Annotated in this window: 26 protein-coding genes, 2 tRNA genes and 2 pseudogenes; 21 read left to right on the plus strand and 9 right to left on the minus strand. The window is 64.2% G+C overall.

The genetic code is table 11. From position 1 onward, the window contains the following. Positions 1 to 433 precede the first annotated feature (433 nt). From OHA25_RS11570 to OHA25_RS11580, 4 genes and pseudogenes are all read left to right on the plus strand, one after another. Positions 434 to 1,048 (plus strand): GNAT family N-acetyltransferase, encoded by a 615-nt coding sequence (locus OHA25_RS11570; RefSeq protein WP_327587568.1) that lies wholly within the window; start codon positions 434 to 436, stop codon positions 1,046 to 1,048. A 403-nt stretch (positions 1,049 to 1,451) separates the two neighbouring features. Further along, a pseudogene (gene cutA, locus OHA25_RS11575) lies at positions 1,452 to 1,790 on the plus strand (divalent-cation tolerance protein CutA). Beyond that, on the plus strand, positions 1,790 to 2,236 hold the full coding sequence (locus tag OHA25_RS61240) for a UTRA domain-containing protein (protein WP_442942098.1): 447 nt from the start codon (positions 1,790 to 1,792) through the stop codon (positions 2,234 to 2,236). Before cutA ends, OHA25_RS61240 begins: the two are co-directional and overlap by 1 nt. A 156-nt stretch (positions 2,237 to 2,392) precedes the next feature. Beyond that, the gene (locus OHA25_RS11580) at positions 2,393 to 3,304 is read left to right on the plus strand and encodes an aminoglycoside phosphotransferase family protein (RefSeq protein ID WP_327587569.1); all 912 of its coding nucleotides are present in this window, start codon (positions 2,393 to 2,395) and stop codon (positions 3,302 to 3,304) included. A 104-nt stretch (positions 3,305 to 3,408) separates the two neighbouring features. Here OHA25_RS11580 and OHA25_RS11585 read toward each other — a convergent pair whose 3' ends face one another. Then, positions 3,409 to 3,723: a hypothetical protein gene (locus OHA25_RS11585; protein WP_327587570.1), complete on the minus strand. Its 315-nt coding sequence runs from the start codon at positions 3,721 to 3,723 to the stop codon at positions 3,409 to 3,411. Between the two features lie 623 nt (positions 3,724 to 4,346). Between OHA25_RS11585 and OHA25_RS11590 the strand changes: the two genes are divergently transcribed. Beyond that, positions 4,347 to 5,288, plus strand: a complete 942-nt coding sequence (locus OHA25_RS11590) for a S66 family peptidase (protein WP_442942099.1) — start codon at positions 4,347 to 4,349, stop codon at positions 5,286 to 5,288. Between the two features lie 380 nt (positions 5,289 to 5,668). Here OHA25_RS11590 and OHA25_RS11595 read toward each other — a convergent pair whose 3' ends face one another. Beyond that, entirely contained in the window at positions 5,669 to 6,781 is a 1,113-nt protein-coding gene (locus OHA25_RS11595) for a helix-turn-helix domain-containing protein (protein ID WP_327587572.1), read from the minus strand. Positions 6,782 to 6,917: 136 nt separating this feature from the next. On the opposite strand from OHA25_RS11595, the gene OHA25_RS11600 reads away from it, so the two are divergent. After that, positions 6,918 to 7,385 (plus strand): nuclear transport factor 2 family protein, encoded by a 468-nt coding sequence (locus tag OHA25_RS11600; protein WP_327587573.1) that lies wholly within the window; start codon positions 6,918 to 6,920, stop codon positions 7,383 to 7,385. A 97-nt stretch (positions 7,386 to 7,482) separates the two neighbouring features. Here OHA25_RS11600 and OHA25_RS11605 read toward each other — a convergent pair whose 3' ends face one another. Further along, a complete protein-coding gene (locus OHA25_RS11605; protein WP_327587574.1) occupies positions 7,483 to 8,052 on the minus strand; it encodes a hypothetical protein in 570 nt (189 codons plus the stop codon). Between the two features lie 13 nt (positions 8,053 to 8,065). Continuing rightward, positions 8,066 to 8,197: a hypothetical protein gene (locus OHA25_RS11610; RefSeq protein ID WP_327587575.1), complete on the minus strand. Its 132-nt coding sequence runs from the start codon at positions 8,195 to 8,197 to the stop codon at positions 8,066 to 8,068. Between OHA25_RS11610 and OHA25_RS11615 the strand changes: the two genes are divergently transcribed. From OHA25_RS11615 to OHA25_RS11660, 11 genes are all read left to right on the plus strand, one after another. Beyond that, the gene (locus OHA25_RS11615; protein ID WP_327587576.1) at positions 8,196 to 8,513 is read left to right on the plus strand and encodes a hypothetical protein; all 318 of its coding nucleotides are present in this window, start codon (positions 8,196 to 8,198) and stop codon (positions 8,511 to 8,513) included. The genes OHA25_RS11610 and OHA25_RS11615 overlap by 2 nt on opposite strands. An 86-nt stretch (positions 8,514 to 8,599) precedes the next feature. After that, the gene (locus OHA25_RS61245) at positions 8,600 to 9,067 is read left to right on the plus strand and encodes an RNHCP domain-containing protein (protein ID WP_442942100.1); all 468 of its coding nucleotides are present in this window, start codon (positions 8,600 to 8,602) and stop codon (positions 9,065 to 9,067) included. A gap of 715 nt (positions 9,068 to 9,782) precedes the next feature. Then, on the plus strand, positions 9,783 to 10,754 hold the full coding sequence (locus OHA25_RS11620) for a ParB/RepB/Spo0J family partition protein (RefSeq protein WP_327587577.1): 972 nt from the start codon (positions 9,783 to 9,785) through the stop codon (positions 10,752 to 10,754). A gap of 285 nt (positions 10,755 to 11,039) precedes the next feature. Continuing rightward, a complete protein-coding gene (locus OHA25_RS11625) occupies positions 11,040 to 11,204 on the plus strand; it encodes a hypothetical protein (RefSeq protein WP_327587578.1) in 165 nt (54 codons plus the stop codon). 124 nt (positions 11,205 to 11,328) lie between these two features. Continuing rightward, on the plus strand, positions 11,329 to 12,582 hold the full coding sequence (locus OHA25_RS11630) for a radical SAM/SPASM domain-containing protein (RefSeq protein WP_327587579.1): 1,254 nt from the start codon (positions 11,329 to 11,331) through the stop codon (positions 12,580 to 12,582). A 72-nt stretch (positions 12,583 to 12,654) separates the two neighbouring features. Beyond that, entirely contained in the window at positions 12,655 to 13,353 is a 699-nt protein-coding gene (locus tag OHA25_RS11635) for an arginase family protein (protein ID WP_327587580.1), read from the plus strand. Continuing rightward, positions 13,350 to 14,270: an SAM-dependent methyltransferase gene (locus OHA25_RS11640; protein WP_327587581.1), complete on the plus strand. Its 921-nt coding sequence runs from the start codon at positions 13,350 to 13,352 to the stop codon at positions 14,268 to 14,270. The genes OHA25_RS11635 and OHA25_RS11640 overlap by 4 nt, the downstream gene beginning before the upstream one ends. A 39-nt stretch (positions 14,271 to 14,309) precedes the next feature. Further along, positions 14,310 to 15,485: a JmjC domain-containing protein gene (locus OHA25_RS11645; protein ID WP_327587582.1), complete on the plus strand. Its 1,176-nt coding sequence runs from the start codon at positions 14,310 to 14,312 to the stop codon at positions 15,483 to 15,485. A gap of 40 nt (positions 15,486 to 15,525) precedes the next feature. Further along, positions 15,526 to 16,797 carry an MFS transporter gene (locus OHA25_RS11650; RefSeq protein WP_327587583.1) on the plus strand — a complete coding sequence of 424 codons (1,272 nt, stop codon included), beginning with the start codon at positions 15,526 to 15,528 and terminating at the stop codon, positions 16,795 to 16,797. A 71-nt stretch (positions 16,798 to 16,868) separates the two neighbouring features. After that, entirely contained in the window at positions 16,869 to 17,882 is a 1,014-nt protein-coding gene (locus tag OHA25_RS11655) for a multinuclear nonheme iron-dependent oxidase (RefSeq protein ID WP_327587584.1), read from the plus strand. Beyond that, positions 17,872 to 18,678, plus strand: a complete 807-nt coding sequence (locus OHA25_RS11660) for a hypothetical protein (protein WP_327587585.1) — start codon at positions 17,872 to 17,874, stop codon at positions 18,676 to 18,678. The genes OHA25_RS11655 and OHA25_RS11660 overlap by 11 nt, the downstream gene beginning before the upstream one ends. 170 nt (positions 18,679 to 18,848) lie before the next feature. Here the strand turns inward: OHA25_RS11660 and OHA25_RS11665 are convergent. Then, positions 18,849 to 19,070, minus strand: a pseudogene (locus OHA25_RS11665) (IS1634 family transposase); the annotation flags it as partial. Positions 19,071 to 19,243: 173 nt separating this feature from the next. On the opposite strand from OHA25_RS11665, the gene OHA25_RS11670 reads away from it, so the two are divergent. Next, entirely contained in the window at positions 19,244 to 19,657 is a 414-nt protein-coding gene (locus OHA25_RS11670; RefSeq protein WP_327587586.1) for a DUF4279 domain-containing protein, read from the plus strand. Between the two features lie 626 nt (positions 19,658 to 20,283). Here the strand turns inward: OHA25_RS11670 and OHA25_RS11675 are convergent. Together OHA25_RS11675 and OHA25_RS11680 are read right to left on the minus strand one after the other, a co-directional pair. Beyond that, positions 20,284 to 20,359 (minus strand) — tRNA-Lys (locus tag OHA25_RS11675). 206 nt (positions 20,360 to 20,565) lie between these two features. Further along, positions 20,566 to 21,720 (minus strand): acyl-CoA dehydrogenase family protein, encoded by a 1,155-nt coding sequence (locus tag OHA25_RS11680; RefSeq protein WP_327587587.1) that lies wholly within the window; start codon positions 21,718 to 21,720, stop codon positions 20,566 to 20,568. A gap of 93 nt (positions 21,721 to 21,813) precedes the next feature. Between OHA25_RS11680 and OHA25_RS11685 the strand changes: the two genes are divergently transcribed. Further along, positions 21,814 to 22,110, plus strand: coding sequence for a PspC domain-containing protein (locus OHA25_RS11685; protein ID WP_327587588.1), 297 nt, complete (start codon positions 21,814 to 21,816; stop codon positions 22,108 to 22,110). Here OHA25_RS11685 and OHA25_RS11690 read toward each other — a convergent pair. After that, entirely contained in the window at positions 22,105 to 23,394 is a 1,290-nt protein-coding gene (locus OHA25_RS11690; protein ID WP_327587589.1) for an MFS transporter, read from the minus strand. The genes OHA25_RS11685 and OHA25_RS11690 overlap by 6 nt on opposite strands. A gap of 109 nt (positions 23,395 to 23,503) precedes the next feature. After that, entirely contained in the window at positions 23,504 to 23,854 is a 351-nt protein-coding gene (locus OHA25_RS11695) for a metallopeptidase family protein (RefSeq protein ID WP_371825932.1), read from the minus strand. A gap of 93 nt (positions 23,855 to 23,947) precedes the next feature. On the opposite strand from OHA25_RS11695, the gene OHA25_RS11700 reads away from it, so the two are divergent. Together OHA25_RS11700 and OHA25_RS11705 are read left to right on the plus strand one after the other, a co-directional pair. After that, on the plus strand, positions 23,948 to 25,447 hold the full coding sequence (locus OHA25_RS11700; RefSeq protein ID WP_327587590.1) for a metallophosphoesterase family protein: 1,500 nt from the start codon (positions 23,948 to 23,950) through the stop codon (positions 25,445 to 25,447). Next, positions 25,448 to 25,520, plus strand: a tRNA-Glu gene (locus tag OHA25_RS11705). Positions 25,521 to 25,525 lie beyond the last annotated feature (5 nt).

Genomic DNA, 25,525 nt, shown 5'->3' on the forward strand with positions numbered 1-25,525 from the left:
GCATTCCGGATATAGTCCGGATCTTAATCCGGCCCACTTGCTGAAGTCTTCGGCCACTCCCGCCGTCCCCATGTCGTCAGGATGAACCGCGGTCGCCCACGCGACCCGGTGGGCCGGGGCTGAGGAACGAAGTCCCGTACCGTCGAGATCGATCGCCCCCAACCACGCCCAGACACCAGCCACCAAGGCGATCGAGAGGGCAGCATGAGGACGGAGATCATTAGCGCGTAGTGACCGACCGTTTCGGTATAAGGACTATCTGGGCCAACGTTAGAGCGCTGCTCAGTCACCCAGACCTGGGACGGCTGGCCGCCGGTGTATACGTCGTGTGCCTCTGTTGCAGTACCCCCGGCCCTGCGCCACGCTCTCCGTGCCCCCGCCCGCTGCCCCGGATGATCGAGCGGCGGGGGCAGGGCAACATGCGCGAAACGGGATGCTCTGGTTGCTGGTGGTCGATCAAGATAGCGTTGTGCCGATCGATCATTTTCCTCTGGTTGGGCTGCGGCTGACCAGGCCGCACCTCGATCTCCGGCTGCCGACATCAGAGGAGCTGTCGGCTCTTGCTGATCTGGCCGCCGAGGGTATCCACGACCCCGACGCTTCGCCGTTCATCGTGCGGTGGACCGATGCTCCGCCCGCTGAGGTTGCCCGCAGTGTGATCCACTATCACTGGCGGCAACTCGGGGCATGGACCCCACGAGACTGGGTGCTCAACTTCACGGTATTCCGCGGGGGAACAGTGGTCGGGCAACAGAACCTCGCCGCCCGGGACCTGGCCGTCACGCGTCAGGTACGGACAAGTTCATGGCTCGATCGCCGCTATCAGGGACAGGGAATCGGCACCGAAATGCGCGCAGCGGTACTCCACCTGGCCTTCGCCAGCCTGAATGCCGATGAAGCCCTTTCGGGCGCGCTTGAACACAACCATGCCTCCCTGGCTATCTCGCGCAAGCTCGGCTACCAACCTGACGGCCACCACCGCCAGGTATTGGACGGGAAAATGGTTGTAGAACATCGGCTGTGCCTGCCCCGGGCTTCCTGGGAGTAGCACCGCACTGTCCACGTCAGTATCAAAGGGTTCGCGCCCTGCCTGCCCCTACTGGGCATTGACGCGTCGCTGATCGAAGGCAAATGAGATCTTTGGTAGGGGTACTTGCTAGCCAATACCCGGCCACGGTGCGGCGCTGGCCCGGAACTTACCGGTCGTTGTGGTCGCGATGCTGCTGATGAAGTCGTTGGAAGTTCCCTGGAGCGGCTTGTGCGGTGGCGCGGCGCTTGGTCGGCGGGTTCGGGATGTATGGCGGGGCCGCCGTACGGCGATGCCCCGCGCGGCGCTCGCGCGAGAACGGCCCCCAGACCGCACGCGCAGCGCGGGAGGGACGGCGCGGGGTACAGCGGCGCGCCGCGCCGCCGCCTGATACCTACAAGAACATTTCGGCAGCGTAAGTGGCGTGGCCGACCACATCGAGGTTCACGTAACCGTTGGCGATCGGGGCGAGGCGGCAAAGATCTGCCGGGTTGTGGTGGAGCGGCGCTTGGCTGCTTGTGCTCAGGTGGTCGGACCGATCACATCGACGTACTGGTGAGAGGGCAAGGTCGAAGAGGCTGAGGAGTGGTTGCTGTTGCTCAAGACCACCGCTGATCTCTTCGACGATCTGGCCGCGAGCGTGCGGGAAGCGCACTCCTACGATGTGCCGGAGATCATCGCTGTTCCGGTACGAGCGGGAAGCGCCGACTGCCTGGCGTGGATTACGCGGGAGACTGGCCCAGGTTCCGACGTGCCGAGTTGATGGCGCCGAGCGCCGAACGGAACAGGATCGCGAGCTACCTCGGGACCAAGACCAAATCACCCGTTGTGCTGCGCCGAACGCTGGTTGAGCACGACAACGAGCCGACAGAGATCTCCTCCACCTGGCTACCGCTCTCGGTGGCCGACGGCACGCCGCTGACCGAATCAGCAGAGCTAAAGCAGGGTGTTCGCCGGTACGTCGAAGCTGCGGCCGGCACCACGCTCGACCACATCATCGAGCACGTCACAGCACGTAACCCACCAAGGAAGAAAGCGGGCTCATCGACGTCAAGAGCTCGGCCGCCCTGCTGGCCGTTTACGCCGTTGCCTGTGACGCCACCGGGAAGCCGTGGGCTGTCGTCGAGTCCGTGCTGCCTGGGGATCGCCATGAATTGGAGGACGCCTACCCCATCCGTTAACGGCGGCTGGCCGGAGGCATCTCGCTGAGACGCCGCCGGTAGATCAGGGGCGGTCCGTTGGCCCAGGTCGCTTTGCCGGATCGCTTGATGCTGCCGGCAAATGGTTCGCCGTCGACAGAGAGCTCCTGGTTAGTTGGGACATATGAGAACTCAGCGGCGCGATTGGACTGAGCTCCCGGACATCGTGAGACACGAAGTCGAATACCGGCTGGGCTCTACCGTGCAGGACTTCGACGAACGTCAAGGCGGCTTCTCCTTCGGCGTTCTCGGTGTCGCCACGCTGTCCATCGGTGAGCAGGTGTTCATCAAGGCCATACGCGACGATGCGGCCAGCGTGCAGGACTACCGGACCGAGATGGTTGTCGCCGCCGCGTTGCCCCAGACGGTACCCACGCCACGGCTGCGATTCGCGTGTGAGCTGGCGGGGTGGCTGCTGCTGTGCTTCGACGTCGCGCCGGGCGCGCTGCCGCATGAGCCGTGGCGGCTCGATGAGCTGCCCGCCGCCTTGGAGGCGCTGGCTGTATGCGCTCGGGAGTTGACGCCCTCGCCGATCGGCGGCCTGCCAACACTGGCCGAGCAGATGGCTGGGCGGTGTGAGACCTGGCGGGAGCTGGAGCGCAACGGTGCCTGGGGCGCGGTCACCGTTGACAGCATGGGCGAATGGGAACGCAGGCACCTGTCCCGCCTCGCCTCCGTCGAAGCGATGTGGACCGAGCTTGCGGTCGGTGACACGCTCCTGCATTTTGATCTGCGCTTCGACAACATACTCGTCAGCCCATGCGGAACAGCGCACGTCATCGACTGGGGACGCGCATGCATCGGGCCGGCATGGGTCGATTTGGTCTGCCTGCTGTTGCAGTCCGATCTCGGCGACGTTGACCCCGACGAGATCTTCTTCGGTCACCCGGTCGGCGAAGCCGCCGAACCGGAGCAGGTCGACGCGTTCCTTGTTGCGTTGGCCAGCTACTGGACCCACACGGCATCCCTTCCGGGTCTGGCGCATGCCCCGCATCTACGTGACCGGCGCGAGCAATCACGGCGAGCAACGATTGGCCGGCTCCAGCGCCGCTGGGCCTCAAAGCACCTAATGCAATGAGCTCAGGCGGCATCTGGCTAGGGCGTACCCGAGGCATGAAAGCCGGCGATCCATCATGCGGGGGGTCACCGCGAAAGCCGCCCCAGTGGTACTCGCTCACGATCTCACCAGGCCCAGCGTCGGAACGCGTCGATCCACTCGGCGCCGGCCGGTGGCGGGTCGGGCAGCGGCAGATCCAGGATGCCGATCGCCTGCCGGTGCCGGCCGTGGCGGCAGATCGCCACGATGCCGCTCCCCACGAGGAAGTCGATAGCGGTGACGGTGACCTGCAGGCCGAGCACGGTCGTCTCGAACGGCACCGCCAGATTGTCACCGATCATCACATGGAAGCCGGAGAGCTGCTCATCGTCGGTGTAGGCGTCCACAATCGCCCGCTCGATCAGCTCATCCAGGTGATCGTCAGGAGGGCGGCGAGTCACAACCGCACACGATACTCCTGCCGAGTACCCCTATGATCATCCCCGGGGCAGGCCGGTGTCCGGGTCGAACGAGATCGCGGTCTGGTCCACGCGGCAAATCTACAATCTGCTCGACAAGCAAATCAACAATCTCAGATTGTTGAGCCAGGAAATCTACAATCTCTCAAGATTGTAGATTTGGCTCCGCCCCCGACCGGGTGGCACTCTGCCAGCGCCACCGCGGTCGGGCCGCCCGCCGACTGGCCCACGACACTGGCGACGGGGCCAAACCGAGCGTGCCGCACAACTAGGCGAGCACATCGGCGAACCGGTCGGGCTGCATCCGACGCTCAAGCCGCCACAAGGCGAAATCCCAGCTCAGAAGCAGGATTCGAGGTGAGGAGTGGTAGGGCGCCCGGGTCTCGAACCCGGAACCTACGGATTAAAAGATCCAATTCGAGTCGTTCCATATAGTCCAGTGCAGGTCAGCGCTTGTCGCTGGTCCTTCTTGAACGCCCCTGAACGGCCTTGTACTGCAACTGGGACTGCAACCGGCAGGCCCCGCTGATCGGTTCGCCGTTACGCTTCGGTAGTGATGGATATGATCTTCCCTCCCAAGCTGAACGCAGGCGACGTTCATACGAGTGGTAGCGCCAGCCCGGTCCCGTGCGATGGTGATGGAGCACGACCACACCGACATCATCAGGTCTCGGTTCGCCGAGCTCGGCCTGACGCTCTCCTACGGCAGCCATGTCGATGAGCGAGACGCGTTCGACTCCTCCAGCATCGCCTCGCGAGTCAGCGATCTGCACGAGGCCTTCGCGGACCCATCGGTGGCGGCGATCCTGACGGTCATCGGCGGCTACAACTGCAACGAGCTCCTGCCGTTACTGGACTGGGAGCTGATCCGCGCCAACCCGAAGATCTTGTGCGGATACTCCGACATCACGGCCCTGCAGAACGCCATCCTTGCGCGAACCGGGCTGGTCACCTACTCCGGTCCGCACTGGTCGACGTTCGGGATGCGAGACCACTTCGACCAGACCCTGCACTGGTTCGCCTCGGTCATGTTCGACTCCGCTCCGATCACGCTGGCCCCGGCAGTGCACTGGAGCGACGATCTCTGGTTCCTCGATCAGGACAAGCGCGAACTGACCCCGAACGACGGATGGTGGCCGATCCAAACCGGCACCACCGAGGGCCACATCGTCGGCGGCAATCTGTGCACGCTGAACCTGCTACAGGGCACCCCGTACATGCCATCTCTCGACGGCGCGATGCTGATCGTCGAGGATGACCTGGAGTCGCACCCGGCGACCTTCGCACGCGACCTGACCTCATTGCTGCAGCTTCCCGACGCTCCGGGCATACGAGGACTGATGATCGGGCGCTTCCAGCACGCCAGCCGCATGTCTCGCCCGCTGCTGGAACAGATCATCGGCGCCCAACCGGCACTGACCCGCATCCCCGTCTTGGCCAACATCGACATCGGCCACACTTCCCCTTTGGCCACCTTCCCGATCGGCGGCCAGGGCCGCCTCGCCATCACCGACACCGAGACCAGCCTGAAACTGCTACGCCACTGACCCATCGGCCCATCTGCTCGAGCTGTTCCACTCTGGCCGGGACAGGGAACCATCTGATTCCGACGCGTCATAGTGAAAGAGATCGCAAAGCCCAACAAGCGCGTGAGCGGGTCCGGTGTGATCACGCCTTGGCGAATGACAGGTTAGGGCGTGGGCACGAAAGGACGGGCAGGCGACCGCTATTCGATGAGCCGGTGCTGAGGAACGAAGCACCGGATCGCCGATCGCCCCCAACCAACGACGGAGGCCAGCCAACACGGGGCGATCGTAGGGCTGTATTCGTGTGGCGGCTCACCCGCCGCCTACCGGACGGCCCGGTCGGCCGGGACATCCTCACCCAGCCACAACCCGGCCTGTTCACCATGAACCGGCGCGAGAGTTCACAAGACGCCCTGCCGCATCAAGAATGAACGCGGGCTGCTCTGGCGGTGGGCTGCCGATTCATCGGCGGCCGCCTGCGCGAACGATCGTAGGGTGTGGATGGTGGTATCGGGGAGGGGCAGCGCGTCGAGATCGGCCCAAGCGAGGATGTCGGGTTGCGGAAACATCCTGGTGAGGCCGGCTGGGGCGAGGCCAGGCGCGACCGCGCCGAACCGGCTGGCGAGGTCACCCAGGATGGCCCGTGCCCGTGTGGCATCCGGCACCCCGGCACGTACGATGTCGTACACGCCGACTTCGAATGGATCCCAGGAACCGCACGTCTTGGCAGGGTCGTCGAGGGCGAAGATGCGCCGGGCCCGGTGGACGTGGTGGATGAGGCCGTTGAGCCGGGGAAGATGGGCGAGGAGCAACAGCTCGGTTGGGGATCGCTGGGTGATCTCGATCATGCCGGGGTCATGGTCGATGGAGATGGTGCGCCGATAACAGGCGCCGGAGACTGCTTCGACAGTCGGTGTCGCCCGTGCGGCCAGGTGGCGCAGGGCGGCCGCGAAATCTAGCGGCTTGTCGTGGGCGAGCCGGATGGCCAGTCCGCCGTCGGCTTGGAGGCGGTCGGTGACCCGCCGCCGAGCCCGCAGCTCACGCGGGGTGCCGTGGAAGACATCGGCGAGGACCCGGTTGAGCTGTCGAACGCTGCCGAAGCCCGCGGCGAAGGCAATGTCGGCTATGCGTAGGTCGGTGTCGTCGAGCAGTCGGCGGGCGAAGTGCGCGCGCCGGGAGCGGGCGAGTTGGTCGGGCGTGACCCCGGCATGCTGAAGAAATATGCGCCGAAGGTGACGCGGCGACACGCCGAGCCGGCCGGCGAGCCTGCTCTCCGTCGCGTCGTCCAGCGCTCCGTCGGCGATGAGTTGGATCCCGCGGCACACCAGTGCGGGCATGTCTGAGACGGTGATGGGTTCTTGCCGGTACGGGCGGCACCGATGGCAGGCGCGGTATCCGGCCGTTTCCGCCGCGGCCGCGGACGGGTAGCGGGTGGTGTTCGCCGGGCGGGGGCGGCCTGGGCAGTCGTCGCGGCAGTAGATGCCGGTGGTCAGGACGGCGCCGACTGCGTTCACGCTTCCAGCATGGCATCGATCGGCTCGCCGGATCGGACGGATCCGGACCGGTTGCCGATGTTGGCCGAATGTGGCCAGACCTGCTGATCAGCAACCCGTGAGAATCCAGGTTCACCCATCTACAGGAGGTCGTCCCGTGAGTGCAGTATCGAACAAGCAACGCGTCATCGACGCGTGGCAGGTCTTTGCCACGCGTGATGCGGACCGGGTCCGCGACGTCTTCGCCCCCGACGCGGAGTGGCTCGCCCCCGCCGACAACGCGACCTCTCGCGCCATCGATGGAACGCACCATCTCATCGGGCGGGACCGTATCGTGCGATTCCTGACCGAGGAGTTCTCCACGGTCTTCGTCGACAACGTGTCCATCGAGTCCGGCGGCTTCTACGCCGACGGCGACACCGTGGTCGTCGAGATGCGGCTGCAGGCCACCCTCGCCCACGGTGGTCACTACGACAACGAATACTGCTTCATCTTCGAGCTGGAGTCCGGCCTGATCAAGCGGATCCGCGAATACATGGACACACAACGCGGCGCGGCATGGTTCCGCTCGCCCGCAACGGCGGACCGGCTGGGTCGACCCGAAGCGACAGCCACCTATCGGTAGTTTCGCTCTCACCGCCTACCCACCAAACCGTAACCGGCTCGTGAGCACACGGTCAGTGTGGGCGGCGTCAGCGAGGCTCGAGTAGGCGGGCTGAACCCTATGCGGCAAATCGGCTCCAGCCAGGCCGGACGAACAGCCGTACAAGAAACATTGGTGGCTTGACCAGCACTTGATACGGCCTGCCGAATACTGACCAAGCAGCCCGCCGCACCCCTCTCATCAGATCTTCTCTTGATCGTCCGAGGGGTCTGTCCATGGATTGGCCGCCGAAACGATCTACCGTCCGCGACGCACGAGCACAGTCCGTGCACGCGAGCGACATGGGCGAAGCCATGTTCTTCCCGTGCTCGGTGCATGACGCCGAGGCAGTGGTGGCCGCTGCTTCCTTCCATCGAATGCCAAACTCTTCGTCCAGACGCAAGGCTGCGCGGGTTTCCTTCTCGGCACGGTCGAATTCCCTGTGCAAGCAGTACAGGTGAACCAATTCGAGTCGCGCATCCCCTTCGCCGCGCTTCTGCTGCTCGCCATCCTGGCCGCCATCACGACGCTGACGCTCGGGCTCGTCCTGCGCGACGCGGCCGGTGACCCGTACGAGATTACCCGGGCGGCGACGAAGAGACCCGACGTGGTGGCCAGCGCTGGTCGGGCCGTCGGCGGCGGCGATCACGGTGGCGCCATACTTATGCGACCGCCGCACCGACTGGGTGATCGCCGCCTCGGCGCGCCTGCCCGTCCCGCTGCTGCTCGCTCTGCGGGTCGCCGCCCGCCGCCCGCGACGGGTGGTGCTGCGGCGCGACCAGCATCGCGGTCATGGTCAGCGGGATCTACGCTCTGCTGGTGCTGAACGCCTTCCTCGGCACCCAGCCGGCCGCCGGCGGATACAGCGAAAGCCAGGTGGCGACGCTGCGGCACGTGCTCCTGGTCTGGACGACCATCCTGCTCTCCCTGGCGGCGGTCAACGCCATCGTCATCACCTGGGCGACGGTGCTCGACAACCGGCAAGTGTCGGCGCTGACCCGCGCCCTCGGCGTCACCCTGCAGGAAGTGACCGTCGCACTGGCGGCCGCGCAGGTGCTGCCCATGAACCCGGTTATGGGCATTTGGCCAGCGGCCTACTTTGCTCGTTGAGCGGCATGAGGAAACAGATCAAAAGCAATTTTGATACTGCGGCCCCTGTCGAGTCAACGACGCCCATGAGGGATATGGGAAACAAAATGACTGACGTGACAGTCAGGCTCACCGCCGCTTGGATAAGTGCCCTGTCGCCTGTTGATCATTTCTGCGCTGCTGATAAGCCGCAGAGCGGCCGGAAGAGGCATGCCATCGTGACGGAAAGTCCCAAGCGATTCGTTCGCCGCCGCGAGGACTTCAACTGTGCCAACTGCCACAAAGAGGTATTGGGGACGGGATACACGAACCACTGCCCACGCTGCCTGTGGTCCCGGCATGTCGATGTCTCACCCGGTGACCGCCTCGCCACCTGTCGAGGCATGATGGAGCCGGTCGGTGTCCTTTACGAGCGCGGCGAATACCTGGTGACCCAGCGCTGCGTCGAGTGTGGTCACTTATGGCGCAACCGAGCAGCCTCCGCTGACAGCCGGGATGTCTTGCACGGTTTGATGGGGCGTGCCGTCAAATTCCCCGCTGTCGAGACCGGCCGAAGAAGACCCACTGAGCTCTGATTTGCCATTCAGCGGGCCGGAGGTATCGATCGATCAGGTGCTGAATCTTCTTCCGCGCATCTGACGCCCAGATGAGCCCGGCCAGGGAACCGCGTATGAACCACGCGGTCACGAGCGAGAACCGTGTTGGACGTGCGCGGCGTGTATCCCATGCGGGGCCCGCCGTACGCGTGCGTCGGGACTGTCGCGCAGCTCGGTCACTCCAACTCGAAGTGCTGCCAGTGCTTGTTCAACTGCTCGAAGCAATCGGTTGAACAACGTCGAGCCGTTGGCGACCGGCCGTGACGACCCTCGATCCTGTCCGCGCAACCGAGGTCGTGACTACAGCGGTTGTGCCGCATACCAGCAACATACCGCCCCTCCATATTGTCGTGCACGATCACGCACGCATTAAGGGGGCCGACTGTGCCTGTTCCGCCGAAGCGTTGGTTCCGGTGTTCTGCGGTCCATGTTCCTTCATCGCCGCTGCCACCGCCCGCCGGATTGGACGTGATGGTGCCATTGCCCAACGTCTCGCCCGACGGCCGTCGCCTGACGCGTGTGCCCGCTTCGCAGCTTGGTGCTCCGTGCTTCACGACAGGACTCGAACACGGCCTGACCTGGTCGATCCGGCATCGGCATCGAGCTGTCCTGCTGCCGGCGATAGCACGCCTGTGCCGAGGAACACCGTGATCACGGCGAGCTGCGGTGGCCGTACCTATCGGAAGGGAGCTTCGTGGAGAGACGCGCTTCAGAGCCGGCGGACCGGGAGAGCGGATTCATCGCCGACGATGTCGTACGCGTGAGGCTCGCTGAGTTGACGGCGGCGGATTCGCCGCGTTGCCAGGGAGTGGATCTCGACCACGCACGTGCACTTGCCGAGGTGGAGGACCCGCTACCGCCCATACTCGTGCATTTCGCCACCATGCGCGTCATCGATGGGATGCACCGCCTCACTGCCGCCCGGCTGGGCGGTCGCACCGACATCGAGGTGCAGTTCTTTCACGGGACCTCTGACGAGGCATTCCGGTTAGGCGTCCAGGCGAACGTCTCACATGGTCTACCGCTGAGCTTGGCTGATCGGAAGTCGGCCGCGGCACGCATCATGCGGTCCCATCCGTATCTCTCGGACCGGGCGATCGCCTTGTCGGCGGGCTTGGCGGCGGCAACCGTGGCGTCCCTGCGCACGCAGACCGAAGGGTCCGGTGAAGTCCAGGCCAGGACGGGCGCGGATGGCAGAGTCCGGCCGCTGAACGCCGCGAAGGGACGACTGGTTGCCAGCGAGGTGATTGCGGAGCGCCCGGACGCGACGCTCAGGGAGATCGCTCAAGTGGCAGGCATCTCGATCGCGACTGCCCAGGACGTGCGGCGGCGGGTCCTCGCGGGCGTGGACCCCGTTCCTGATCGATTGAAGTCCACCGATGAAGACGTGTCTCAGCGAAGGGCCTCGCTGAACGGCGCCGGCGGCACCACGGACCGGATCGACGTCACACGAATAATCGACACATTGCGGCGTGACCCGTCGCTTCGCTATTCCGATTCCGGCCGCCTGCTGCTCAGGTGGCTGGACTCCAGGACGGTGACGACCACGCAATGGGCAGAGGTCGCGGAGAACGTGCCGCCGCACTGCCGGGCCTCCATCGCCAAGGTAGCGAGGGAGTGCGCCCGGACGTGGTCGGATATCGCAGAGATGATCAATGCCAGATGACCACAGACAGTCGCCTGGCGCACGGCAGACGAAAAAGCCACCAATGAAATCAATCATTGGCTGCTTGAAGCGCTACGTCACTATAGAAGCACTTTTCTCGGCAAGCGATCAAGTACACCGAAATAGGTGACGAAAATTCACACTCAGCGAGTCGTGCGGATGCTGCCCGCAGTATGCCCGGCAACGATCCCGGAGTTGCCATGAGGCCGTTCAGAAAACGTTGACACTTCTTCTCGGCGATCAGTAACGTCCTCCCCACGTATCTACAGAAAGGAGAAAGTATCCATGGAGCTCATCAACGACCTTCAGGTTTCCAGGCAGTCCGAGGAGGACCTGCAGGCTGTCCTCCAGATCGCTTTCGTCTCGGCGTATCGCTGCCCGTCGACGCACCCGGAAGCCAACGTTGAGGAAGAGTTTCAGCTTGCCTGGGTGGCTCCGCAGAGCGCCTGAGTTGCTGATCTGAGGCCGGCAATATCTTGACGCTTGCCGGCTCACATTCATGACCCCGCCTACGCAGGGCGTCACTCAGCCTTGTGTAGGCGGAGTTAAATTACGCGATTGTATGGAGCCCTACATGTTCGTGTTCACTCACCGGCCTCACCGTAAATCCCTCGAGGTCCAGGGTGTGCAGGGCTACTCACCGGCAGTTCTGTCCGACGTCACGCTGCCCTATCTCCGCAACCCGGAACAGGTCGTCGACGACCGTGCAGCAGGGTTTGTGGAACGAGCGATAGGCCGAGGATGGCTGTCTCCGCAGAAGGAACTCAACGGCGTCCTCCGCATCGTCAAGGCGGAACCCTGGCTCCGGCGCATGCAGATCGAGACCGCACTGACCTGCAACTTTTCGTGTGACTATTGTTACAGCGGTTCAGCTCCTACTCGACGTGAGCGACTCGAGCCCGCTGAAATAGTTGCGCTGCTGGACCAGGCGGCGGATCTGGCAGTGCGTGAGATCTGCTTCACAGGTGGAGAATTCCTTCTCTACCCATCATGGCGAGATTTGGTAGCGCACGCGCGCTCCCACGACATGATCGTGGATATCCACACGAATGGATACCTGCTCGATGAAGGAGCGATCGCCTACATCACGGAGAGCAAGGTACGCCAGGTCCAGGTGACGATGGAGTCACACCTTGCCGAGATCCACGAATCAATTCGGGGCCGCAGGGGCTCATGGTCCCGAGTGATGAGGAACATCAAGGCGGCGCGCGACGCAGGCCTCAGAACTAAAGTCGTGACGCAAGTGCACCGGAAGAATCTCTCGACCATCCGAGAAACAGCGAATTGGTTCCACAGCGAGCTCGGCCAGATGGTCAACCTGGACAGGATCGTCGGTGGCGGTGACGACTTCGCCGTCAGCCATGAGGAGTTCTGGGAAGCAGTAGCACCCCTGATGGGCTTGGGAGCCAGAGCATCACGCTTGTGTGACCCCGCCGACGCGGGAATCCCTGGGGTGGAGCCGGAGTGCGGCGTGGGGGCAGACCTGGTCTACGTCACGGCAGATGGTGAGATCGCGCTGTGCCCGACGATGACGAGTCGCGAAAGCGCCCTGTTCTCCGGGCCCAACCTTCGCGAAACATCGCTCGAGGACGCGTGGTACTCCGCGGAGGTTTTCACCCGGTATCGAGGAGTCAACTGCGAGAACACCCATAGGTGTCCGGCTGCCAGTAGTTGTCGTGGCGGCTGCCGTTCGAACGCCTATGCCGAGACTGGGCGCGTCGATGCACCTGACGTGATCGCGTGCAACATCAGCAAGAACCCCGGCGGAGTGTTCGTCGACTTCATCGGCAGGTACGCCGACGGTGACTTCACACCGGTGACGGTATGAGCGATCAGAATTCCGGCCAGGCGCGTACGTGCCGGACGGCATTTCACAGGAACAGACGCGAGAGTGCTGCCGATGCGTAAGGTGCGTGCAATCGTCGTTGACTACGACGGTGGGACGAAGGTACCGGGCTCCGGTGGGTCAAGCCCGGCTTGGCATTCTGTACTGGAAGATCTGCCGGTATCCCTGCGTGCACACGTCGTGGGACAGATAACCATATCCCGGTCATTGGGTAGATACATTCCGTCGATGGTCAGGTTCGCAATAGGCGACTGCCTGCGGGATGGCCTCACTCCGCTCCTCCTGGGCGGGGATCACTCCCTCTCGTACGCAACCGCCTGGGCAGCTCGGGAGTGTGTGGGGGCACTCGACGTCGTCCATGTCGACGCACATCACGACAGCTATCAAGTGCCTTACCTCAGCAACTACTCCTTTGCCTACCACGCGGGCCGGGACTTCGGTCACCAGTGGCATGGAGTGGGATGGCGTCATGAGTCTGATCAACTCCGGTCCAGACGTCTGGAGTATGACGTCCATGGGCCGAGTTGGCTGTCGTTCGACTTCGACTACTTCGACCCGGACATCTTTCCTGAGGTGCGCTTCCCCGTTTCTGGCCCGGGAGGAACACCCCAAGACCTCGATGCGACGGTCGATCGCATGAAAGGTCCGCTGCTCGGCGTGGATCTGCTCGAATGGATGCCCGTGCCAATGACCAAACATCACGATCTCGTCATGCGCACAGTTGTGCGCGCTCTGGAAGCGGTGTTGCGGTGATACTCTTCGATCCCGATGGTCAACTACGGGTACTTCCGACCAATGCGGTGGCCATCGTCGATTCGGTCGACCTGGTCATACGTGACCCGCGGGGACCCATTGTCGTCCGCAATGGCATCTGCAACGGAAGCGAGTTGACCCGCAAAGGCCTCGAAGCGCTTGAGCGGCATGGATATGTGAGCACCCTTTTCGAATCGGATATCGCGGACTGGTATCTCGATGAGGAAGGTCCGGCCGAGGACACCGACGCTGCAGTCACGACCGTGGCCTCGGCCGCCGCGACACTCGACAGACCAGTGCTCGACTGCTGCTGTGGGTTCGGCCGGCTCTCGATATCACTGTTGTCGCAGGGGGTTGAGGTCTATGGCGTGGATGTGTCCGAACGATCGGTTGCTGCGGCCGCGGCCAACGTGGAGGCACAGGGCCTGCTCGAAAGATTCCGGCCCATCATCGCCGACATGGCGAACTTTGGGATCCAGCGGTTCTTCGGTGGCGCCATCTCCGCCGCTAATTCCTTGCGATATCTCGGAAGTATGGGGCGGGTATCCCGGCATATGCGGCTGATGGGCCAGTCGCTGGTTGAGGGTGCGGTCTTCGCGCTGGAGGTCGATACCAACTCCATGCCCGGAGGCGCCACCTGGAATATGCCTCAGGGAGAAATGACATGGGAGGTGCTCTCCGTCGACACGCTGGCAGGAGAGTCACTGGAACGGGTCACCGTCCGGGATACCTTGGGAAACACGCTCCTCAGCGAGGTACAGCATCAGGTGTCGATAAGCAGTGACCAGCTCCTGGAAATCGCGTCGACTGCCGGGTTCACGTTTCGCGAGGCCTGGGACAAGCGTCTCAAGTCGCTGAGTCAGGCCGACCTCCCGGCATACGAGGGCAACATCTGGTACATCTTCGATCGTCAATAGAGCAATAAGAAAAAACGATATGACGCCCCGGGAGGAATCATGAGTGACGCGTTGGCATCGTGTGTGGATGACACCGAGTACTTCTTCGAAACGGTGCTGTCTCGTGCCCACCTCTACAGGCCGGCCGCATTCGACAAGGATGCTGTTCCGGTCTCCACCGCGGAGATCGATGACTGCGTCACCGGCCGTCCCCTGGCGGCCAGTTCCGTTCGGATGGCGAAGGACAACCAGCTGCTTGACGAGAAGCTGTACCTTATGGACGTCGGCCCGAGCTACGTAGGACCTCGGGACACGATCGATCCCGTGAAGGTCTCGCGCCTCATCGACGCGGGTGCCACTCTGGTCATCCGGCCGGCTTCGCTGCATCTGCCGAGGCTCCGACGCTTCTGCAAGGACATCGAGATGCGGGTCGGCCAGGGTGTCGATGCCGATCTCTTCATCACGCCTTCGAACGCCCGCGGCTTCGAGATCCACGCCGATGCGGCTGAGTCGTTGGTCATCCAGCTACAGGGCAGCAAGAACTGGACGCTGTACGAACCAGTGCGGCCCTGGGAACACCGCAGTTTCGGAATCGACCCGCCCGCGGAGTTGAGCCCAGTCGCGGAATACACCCTCAACCCGGGCGATTTCCTGTACGTGCCGCGCGGAATGCCGCATCTCGCGCGCACCGCCGACACCCTGTCCGTGCACGTGACCATAAGCATCAATGCGATCAGATGGTCCGACCTGCTCACCTCGTTGATTCAAACCGCGTTGGGTGCGCCCTCCTTCGCCGGACCCGTTCCCCTGGGGGACAAGTTGGTCGCCGCTATCCGGGAAGATCTGCCGCGGCAGGTGGCGCGGCTTGGCCAGGTCGTCCAGCAGGCGGCGGCTGCCGAGGGCGTCCTCGAACAGATCCTCAGGTCAGACGACAGCATGCTGGACGCGGTCCGCTCGAACCTTTTCTCGGAGCTGGTCACCGGGACGAAGGTCGCCGTGGTGGATAAGGTCCGGCTTCGACCAGGGGTATGGCCCGTAGTCCATCGCGGCGGTCAGGACCCTGCGATCCAGACGGGCCGGAGCCGCTTCCGTGTGAGTGGGAGGGCAGCCGATGCCTGCGAGGTGCTGATGAGGTCGCCTGCTTATGTCAAAGACCTGGCCGAGGACAGCCAAGCGGCGCTGGAGGCGGTGGAGGTGCTCTTCCAGTACGGGATCGCGGAGCGTTGTCCTGATTAGGCGCCGCCATGTCACCAGGTCACGAGGCAAGAGGAGACAAGTGAGCCAGGGTAAGAGCAGCCTGAGGCGGCTACCCGGGTTTCCCGAGGTTATGGCCGCAGCTACCATCTCGACGGTCGGGGATGGAATTCAACTTGTCACCCTGCCGCTCCTGGCGGCGTCCCTGACGATGAGCCCGCAAGTGATTTCTGCACTCGCTGCCGCAGGTATGCTCCCGGCGTTGATCTTCGCACTCCCGGCCGGAGCGCTTGTAGACCGTATTGATCGGCGTCGGCTGTTGGTCGTTGTCGATGTCCTGCGCGCAGCGATCCTTGCGGGTTTGGTCCTCTTGCTGCTCAGCGGTCGGCTGGTGCTCTGGGAATTGTTCGTGATTACATTTGTCCTTGGCATTTGCGGGGTTCTTTTCGGTACCGGATCCGTGGCGTATCTTCCCAGCATCGTCCCTAAAAACAAGCTGGCGCAGGCGAACGGCTACCTGTCCACGGTCACAGAGCTTGGGAACGGCATCATCGGCCCGGCGCTGGGTGGGCCGATCTTCGCTATATCGAAAAGTTTACCCTTCGCCATCGATGCGCTTTCGTTCGCGGGGTCTGCATACTTTCTGGCACGTCTCGCGCGCTCGTCCGATCTTGCTCCCACGCAGACCAGAGCCGCTCCGCCGTCCGGATCCTTCGGTCGACAGGTGGCCGAGGGTCTTCGATGGCTTTTCCGACGACGTTCACTGCGGTCGTTGGTCTTCGTCGTTGCGGGGTGGAACCTGTTCGGATGGATGCCTGAGGCAACCTTCATCCTGTATGCAAAGCAGGAACTCCAGCTCGGCGATGTCGGTTATGCTTTGCTCTTCGCTTCGACATCGGTGGGTGCGGTACTCGGCGGTCTCGTGTCATCTCGGATGATCAATCGCTGGGGCATGCAGCCTGTTCTGTATTGTTCAGTCGGCCTCTACGCACTGCTCATGGTGCCTGTGGCGATCTCGGATTCCGTGGTCGTCGTCGGTGTCGCCTTCTTCGCGCAGGGCATTCCTTTGGTTGCCTGGACCGTTGTCAGTGCCACCATCAGGCAAGCTCTCGTGCCGGACGAGTTGCTGGGGCGGGTCGCTTCCGTGTTCCGCCTGGTCGCGAGTGGCTTGTCACCCATCGGCATGCTGGCCGGCGGGTTTCTCGCGGATTGGCTCGGCCTCCGCGCGGTCTACCTGGTCAGCGCTGCGGGGATTCTCCTGATCGTGATGATGAACATGCGTGGACTGCGAATTCTCGCAGAGGAGGCTGAGGCTGAGACGCGGCAGGTGGCTGAGACCGAAGCGTCGTCGTAGGGGGACGCGTCTGGTCGAAGAGTCTCAATCATCGATTCGGCAATACGAGCAGTGTGGGAGTGATCGGCAGAATGGGCGTGGACACGGTGGGCGCCACTGTTGGCATACAGGGTAAAGCCGAGGGTTCGTTCGGGGTCGAAGGCCTGTCGCGGCTTGGTCTCGGTGTGGGCTTGGACATGCCATGGGGCGGCCGCGTAGGGTTTTCTACGACCGGCGGAAGCCGAGGTGGCGATGGTGTGACGCCTGCCGTCCGACAGTTTCTTGAGCGCCAGCTCAGTGCGTTTTCGTATCTGTTCTTCTCCTTCCAGCCTCGCGACTACGGCCCCCTTGAAGCGGCCCGCTACTACGCTGCATATGACGATATCTGCAGCCTCCTGCCTGCGGACATGCCGCGCGTGTTCCATCACACCCGACTGAACATCGGCAATCCCGAGCCGTTCGACAAGGAAGAGGCCGCCCGCTTCACGAATGACCTCATCGCCAGGTACGGTTTCAGCTGGGTCGTCGAAGACCTTGGGATCTGGTCTTTCCGCGGGAAGTCGCTTCCCTACCCCTTGCCTCCCCTGCTCACGCCGGAGGGCCGGGAGATGTGTATCGAGCATGCGATCCAATGGCGGCAGCTGCTGGACGCTCCCATCTCCATAGAGTTCCCTGGTTTCACTGAGGGCGGCACGTTCTATCTGGGGCACGAGAACGCGTTTCAATACTTTTCGGACGTCGTGGAGACGGCGGACGTCCTGGCCACGATCGATATCGGTCATATCATTAGCTATCAGTGGATCCGGGGGGTGCGGGGAGAGGCTGCTCTGCAGGAACTCGAGCTCCTTCCCTTGGACCGCTGCGTCGAGTTCCACCTGTCAGGCTGCCAGATCGTCGGAAACAAGTTCCGCGATCTGCACCACGGGATCCTCTTGGACGAGCAGCTTGAGTTGCTCGAGCACCTGCTGCCGCTCTGCCCGAATCTGATCGGGGTCACGTACGAGGATCCGGTGTTCGATGGTCGAGGTGATTTCGCCCCCAAGACGGTGCCCAACTACCTCAGGCTGGTCGATATCGCGGAAAGGTGGTACAAGGATGCCCAGTGAGACAGGTCTCGTCGAGACTCTCCATGCGCTGATTTATCATAAAGAGTTCCGCGACGAGTTCATCGCCAATGGGCCGGAGAGTGCTTCGCTTTCGCTGACGCCTGCACAGCGCTCCGCACTGTCCTCCGTAGACCTGGACGAGTTGTCCCGGACCACCTCGCGTATCCAGGGCATGATCCTGCGCGGGCATGTCGATGGACATGGCGGTTTGCGGGCATCCTTTCCGAAGACGCTGACGCTGCTCGCCGGCCAGGGAATCAAAGATTCTGACCTGTGCGCACGATTCCTCGCCTCGCCGAGCTTCGATCAGTTCCGCGAGATCCCTTACGGCGAGAAGGGTCTGTCGCTGGAGGAATGTTTCTACGAGTTCCTTTGTGAGGGATCACGTGATATCGATGCAGATGCAAAGTTCCTGGCGACTCACGAGCTGTTCAAGGCGTTGATCAATCATGTGCAGGCGGGAAGTCTGGCCACGTTCGGTATTCGTACCGAACTGTTCTGGAACAATGGTTCAGCGTGGTTCGGTACCTTGAGACACCATGCTGCGGTGTGCCAGGCCTTCGCTGTCGATCCCGCCTGCGATGGCACCGTTCTTTATGCGATCGGCCAAAAAGGACCTGTCATCGGTCAGGTTCCCGATTGGATGAGGCGTGTCCTCGGTCTGCCTGACATCAGCCGCCAGGTCCTCGAAGGAGTGGCGAGTGAGGAGGGACTGGAGAGCTCCTTGCTGCACGATGCAGCGCTGCGGCTGGTGGATCTGGGCCTGCTCCCGATGTCGGCGTCATCAAAGGGGTAGGTCGTCGCCTCGGGTGGTGGCGCAGCGGCTCCGAAGGCGTTGGTTTCCCGGGGTTGCGGAAGGGATCGGTCTATGAGCCTGGCCAACGCCCTCTTCCGCCTGGGCTCTCCGCGGGCTCGAACGGCGCCGTGCATTGTGCTGCCGGTGCATGTGACCCGAGTTGGCTCAATTTAGTGCGCACCTTCCCGGCCGTGGATCTGGTTGAGCGCGTCGCGTAGGTCGGTGGGCAGGGGGTCGGCGGCGGTGAGGATGTGGCGGCCGGCTCGGATGTGGACGGTTCGGTAGCGGCGTGCGGTGCGGACGAACTTCTTGATCGACCGGCCGGTTCGGTGTTCGATCCATCGGCTGATGGCCAGGGCGGCGAACACGATGGTCAGGTGGGCGTTCGGCGACAGGGACGGGATCTATGATCCGGCTCAGTACAACGACCGGCTCCTCGTGGGCACGGGGTGTGCACTGCCTGGCACGCTAGTGGCACGACGATCAGGGTCTTGAGCAATGGAAGCCATTGCCCCTTCCAAGTGATGCAGGCGCCCGCCAACCCTTGAACCGCTACCGTTTCCACGTGATCGTCGAGCAGCAGGTCTACTTCATGATCCGGTCCGATGAACTGGATCCCGGGCAGATCAGCCAATACGTGGGCGTCGAGCCGACTCGGTCTGAGGCGAAGGAGTCACGACGCGGCAGGAAGAGTGGGCGCCTGCTACCGCCACGACACGAATGGATGCTCGACTCCGGCCTTGCGGAGACCGCCTCACTCAATGAGCAGGTGGAAGCTGTGATGAATCAGTTGGCCGGCGCCTGGGATCGAATCGGAGAGCTGACCGCTGGCGGCGCAGCGGCCACGTTGGTCATGCTTCGGTCGTTCGAACCGGGAGAGCACTCCAGCCCGCGAGGACTCCTTCTTGACGAAGAAGCCATCAGTCTTCTTCACAGAGCTGGAGCCGATCTATGGATCGACGAGTACGACTTATCGTAGGGCTGGCGATGGAGACGCTCGCACGGTACCGGGCGGGGCCTCAGGGCGCACGAACTGAGCGCTGAACTCATCGCCGTCCACCGTGTATACGGTGATCAGCCACGTTGTTCGGTGGGCCGGGGCTGAGGAACGAAGCCCTGGACCTTCGATCGCCCCCAGCCACGTACAGCGGCCAGCCACGCTGTGGCGATCGTGAGGGCTGCATCTGTGCGGCGGCGCGGCGACCCCGGTCGGAGCGTCCGGTCCGTACGGCGGGGCTGGCGTGCGGTGCCCGGCCCGGTGTCCCGCCGCCGTCCGGGACCGGCCCCCAGGCCGCACGCCCGGACGGAGGGCGGGCGGAGGGCCGGGGGTACGGTGACGCGCCGCGCCGCCGCTTGATGCCGCGTGACAGGACCCCTGACCAAAAGGACCCCGGGACATCTCGGGGTCCTTGGTCGTTGTCGCGGAATCCCCGAAGAGCTCATCCGAATGCCTACCCTGACCAGGGGAAAACGCGTCAAGATCGATTCCGCGTATATTCCGCGAAGGGCGGCACACGGCTGCTTCCGGTGGCCTGTGACTGCACCCGGCACCCAGCCCACCGCAAGGCGAAACCCCAGCTCAGAAGCGCGATTCGAGGTGGAGAGTGGTAGGGCGCCCGGGGCTCGAACCCGGAACCTACGGATTAAAAGTCCGCAGCTCTGCCAATTGAGCTAACGCCCCCACGTACAGCAAGGGTACAGAGATTACCGCCCAGTACGCGACGCGGTTCCCGCCCCTCACAGTAACGGATCGACGCAGCCATCAGTTTCCTGACCGAACCAGAACCCGACGTCCAGGTCCAGGTCCACCCGGTACGCGGGCCCGAGCCGAACGAGACACCCCGGGCGCACACGCGTGGTGAAGATCCGGGATCGAGGAAAACCGGCTCAACGGTACGCGGCGATCCCGGTGAGCGCCTCCCCGAGCACCAGCGTGTGAATTTCCTGGGTCCCTTCGTACGTCAGGACACTCTCGAGGTTGTTCATGTGCCTGATCACCGGATACTCCAGCGTGATCCCGTTCCCTCCCAAGATGGACCGCGCCTGCCGGGCGATGTCCAGCGCCGCCCGTACGTTGGCCAGCTTGCCGAAGCTGATCTGCCGCGGCTCCAGCCGCCCCGCGTCCTTGAGCTCCCCGAGATGCAGCGCGGTAAGACCGGCCTGGGCCAGCCCCACGTACATCCAGGCCAGTTTCTCCTGCGTCAGCTGGAACGCCCCGATCGGCTTGTCGAACTGAACGCGCGTCTTCGCGTACTCGACGGCCGACTCCAAGCACGCGCGCGCGGCGCCCACCACGCCCCAGACGATGCCGAAGCGGGCCTCCGACAGGCACGACAGCGGCCCCTTCAAGCCGGCGACCCCCGGAAGCACAGCGGACTCGGGCAGACGCACATCGTCGAAGTAGAGGGATGAGGTGATGGAGGCGCGAAGGGACAACTTCTTGTGGATCTCGGGGGCGGAGAAGCCGGGGGTGGAGGTCGGCACGACGAAGCCGCGGATGCCCTCGTCGGTCTGCGCCCAGACCACGGCCACGTCGGCGATCGAGCCGTTGGTGATCCACATCTTGCTGCCGTTCAGGATCCAGTCGGATCCGTCTTTCTTGGCGTACGTCCGCATGCCGGCTGGATCGGACCCATGGTCCGGCTCCGTCAGGCCGAAGCAGCCGATCGCCTCGCCGGCGGACATCCGGGGCAGCCACTCATCCTTCTGCTCATCCGAGCCGTACCGCCAGATCGGGAACATGGCCAGCGAACCCTGGACGGACACGAACGAACGCAGCCCGGAATCGCCCGCCTCCAGCTCCCGGCAGGCCACGCCGTACGACACCGCGTCCGTCCCGGCGCAGCCGTACCCCTGCAGGTGCATGCCGAGCAGGCCGAGCGAGCCGAGCTCGGGCGCGAGGTCGCGCGCCGGGAAGGTGGCCTCCTCGAACCAGTCCCCGACGTGCGGCAGGATGCGGTCGGAGACGAAGGATCTGACCGTGTCGCGGATCAGCCGCTGGTCGGCGTTGAGCCGCTCGTCGAGGCGAAGCAGGTCGTCCATCGCGGATCCTCTCCTTACACGTAAGGGGTTACCAGGGTTCTACCAGGGGGAATCCCGATGTGCTAACACCGGGTACGCGGGCAGTCTTGAGACATGAGCGAATACCACGAGCACAACGTCAAGAAACTCCGCCGCACCGAGAAGGGCCGGATCGTCGCGGGCGTCTGCTCCGGCATCGGGGAGTACGTCGGCATCGACGCGAACATGATCCGCATCGCGCTGGCGATCGCGACGCTGTTCGGCGGCCTGGGCGTGGGTGTCTACGCGATCGGCTGGCTCCTCATGCCGGACGAGCACAGCGACACCTCGATCGTGCAGGACCTGATCAGCAAGTCGCAGAACCGCAGCACGAGCACCGACTGGAGCGGCGAGCACAAGCCCCAGTCATGATGAGGCCACGGCCCGGGCAGGCACCCGGGCGGGCTTGTCCCCCCGAGACTCGGTCCAGACCATGGCGAGCGCGGCCGCGCAGGTGACCCCGGTGATCCCGGCCAGCGCGACCACCGGCTCAGGACCGAGTCTCTCCGCCGCGAACCCACCCACCAAGATCCCGATCCCCTGTACGGCCATCAGCCCCGACTGCACGATCCCGAACGCCTGGGCGCGACGTTCGGGCGGAACGGACTGGACGAAGGCGGCATTGGCCGCGAGTTGGTACGCCCCACCGATCCCCGACAGAAACCACGCCGCCAGCACCACGGCCAGCGACGGCCGCATCGCGGTCACGACCAGGGGCGCGCAGCTCAGCATGGCCATCCAGCCCATGAGCCGCAGCCGCCCCGGCGGTGACACGAACCTGCTGAAAAGGAACGCCCCCACCACCGTCCCGGTCGGCATGGCCGCCATGAGCAGCCCGGTGATCACGGGGACCGGCAAGGTGCCCGTGTAGAGCTTGGCCGCGTACGGCACGGCGATGCCTTCGGGGAGCACGTAGAAGCCGCACAGCCAGGCGAACAGGACGAGCGTCCGCAGCTTCCTCGACCCGAAGACGAGCCTGGCTCCCGCCCCGGTCATGGTCCACATGGACGGCTTCGAGCCGTCGTCGTGGGCGGCGCGCCGGCGGCGGACGCCGGAGATCAGGATCAGCGCGGAGCCGAGGAACGTCGCCGCGTCGAGGGCGAGTGCCCGGTACGGGCCCATCGTGGCGATCATCGCTCCGCCCGCCGCGAAACCGAGCATCTGAACGGCCTGGTTCGTCATGTTCTGGAGGGCCGAGCCGATCACGTATCTGTCGCCTGCCAGGATTTCCGGCAGCAACGCCGCCCGCGCGGCCGAGAACGGCGCGCTGAGTAGCACCACGAGGAACACCAGCGTGCACAACGCCCAGAACGGTATGCCGGGCACCGCCATCACGGCCACCAGCCCTGCTCGCATCAGATCGCAGGTCAACATGACGGCCCGGCGCGGGAACCGGTCCGCAAGGCCCGCCAGCAGCGGGCCGCCGACGATCGAGGGAAGGTACGTCAGCGCGTAGACGCTCGCCGTGGCCAGGGCCGAGTGCGTGCGGTTGTAGACCAGCACGGCGAGCGCGACCTGCGCGAGCTGGTCGCCGAGGAGCGACAGGCCCTGGCCATACCAGAGTGCCCGGAACTCCCGGATGGCGATGACTTCCCGATACGTGGCTTGGTGTAGGTCCGCACGTCGATGCCGTCCCGGCGCCCGTCGCGCCCGCATGGCCCCCATTGGACTCCGATGTGCCTGACTCAGGGTGTTCGCTATGTCACCTAAGGTGCCTGATCACTATGTCAGCCGCAACCCAAAGAAGCGAACCCAAGGCAAAGGGTTACCAACCCAGCTCGTGGAGCCTTGCGTCATCGATCCCGAAGTGGTGCCCGACCTCGTGCACGACCGTAATGCGCACCTCGTCGATCACGTCGTCCTCGGAATCGCAAATTTGGCAGATGGGATTGCGGTAGATCTCGATGCGGTCGGGCAGGACTCCTGAGTACCAGTCGCCGCGTTCGGTGAGGGGGACACCGGTGTACAGGCCGAGCAGGTGGGGCTCCGGCGGATCATCGACCACAACGACGACGACATTGCTCATGGCTGCTGCGAGGTCAGCGGGAATCGTGTCCAGCGCTTCGGCCACGAGTTCCTCGAACTTCTCCCGCGATACCTCGATCACACCTGCCATTCTGCCCCGACCGTCAGGTAAGCAAGAAACTGTATGAAGTTCCTCCACAAGTCAACGGCAATCCTTCGATCGAGGCCGTCGAGGGTGGCGGCCGTGCTGCTCGTGGCCGCCGTGGGCGCGTGGCTGGGGATCTTCTTCAGCGGCACCGTGCGTGCTCAGGTGGGTCCCGTCGAGACCGGCATGTCCCTCCGGCCGGCCTGGAACGGCGAGACGGTCGTGGACGCCAGCCCGCTCGGCACGCTCACGTTCCGCACCCACGACGCGCCGCTGCGGCTGCGCATCACGCTCGAGAACATCGACCAGCAGCGCGCAAGGGCCTTCATCGAGGATCCGCGCCTGGCCGACCGACTGCCCCAGCTCATCGAGAGCGATCTGCTGGACGGCGTGCGGGCCCTCGCCATCCGCTCGCTCCTGTGCGCCGGCGCCGGGGCGCTGCTCGCGGTCCTGATGGTGTTCAGACGCCCGCGCGTGGCCCTGCTGGGCCTCCTGGCGGCCTCGGTGGCGCTCACCGGGACCGCCGCGCTCGCCGCGCTCACCTTCCGCCCGAGCTCGCTCGTGGAGCCCCGCTATTCGGGCCTGGTCGCCGCCGCGCCGTCTCTGGTGGGCAGCGCGGAGGCGATCGTGACGCGTTTCGAGTCGTACCGGTCCCAGCTCACCAAACTTGTGACGAACGTCTCAAAGCTCTACGACACGGTCTCCACCCTCCCCCTGTACGACGCCGACCCTAGATCCATCCGGGTCCTCCATGTCTCCGATATCCACATCAACCCGATCGCCTGGAACGTCATCCGCTCGCTCAAGGACCAGTTCGCCGTGGACCTGATCATCGACTCGGGCGATATTTCCGACCATGGCACCAAGGCTGAGAACAAGTTCCTCGACGAGATCGGCCGCCTCGGGGTCCCGTACGTGTACGTACGCGGCAACCACGACTCCATGACCACCCAGAAAGCGGTCGAGAAGCAGAAGAACGCCGTGGTCCTGGACAACAAGACCCAAACAGTGGCCGGCCTGGCCATCTACGGCCTGGGCGATCCCCGCTTCACCCCTGACCTGTCGGTGCCCGTCGACTCGAGCCCGGCGACTCTGCTGCGATTCGCCCGCGCTCACCTCGCCAAGGTCGGCAAGGCCGACGTGGTGGCCGTACACGACCCGGACGTCGGCAAGGGCTTCAGCGGCGCCGCGCCCATGATCCTCGCCGGCCACACCCATGAACGTAAGACGACCATGCTGCCGTCCGGCACCCGCATGCTCATCCAGGGCTCCACCGGGGGCGCCGGCCTGCGCGCCCTCGAACACGCCCAGCCCACCCCGGTCCAGGCCTCGGTTCTATACTTCGACAAGGAGACCAAACGTCTGCAGGCGTGGGACGACATCACGCTGGGCGGGCTGGGGGAGCAGTCGGTGTACATCCAGCGTCACGTGGAGCCCGACCCACATCGTATGATTTCCCCAGAGCCAACGAACGCCCCGTCGCCAACGGGATCGGTCAGCGGCACGCCATCGCCGAACGCCGGTCCACCACTTTGGCATCAGGGGCAATCGTCCCCTATGCTTCAGAGGTCTCCGACGGAAGGCGGCAGGGAATCCTGAGCCCCCATCGTCTAGCGGCCTAGGACACCGCCCTTTCAAGGCGGCGGCACGGGTTCGAATCCCGTTGGGGGCACTGCG

Source organism: Nonomuraea sp. NBC_00507 (assembly GCF_036013525.1).
In the GTDB taxonomy this organism is placed as follows: Bacteria; Actinomycetota; Actinomycetes; order Streptosporangiales; family Streptosporangiaceae; genus Nonomuraea.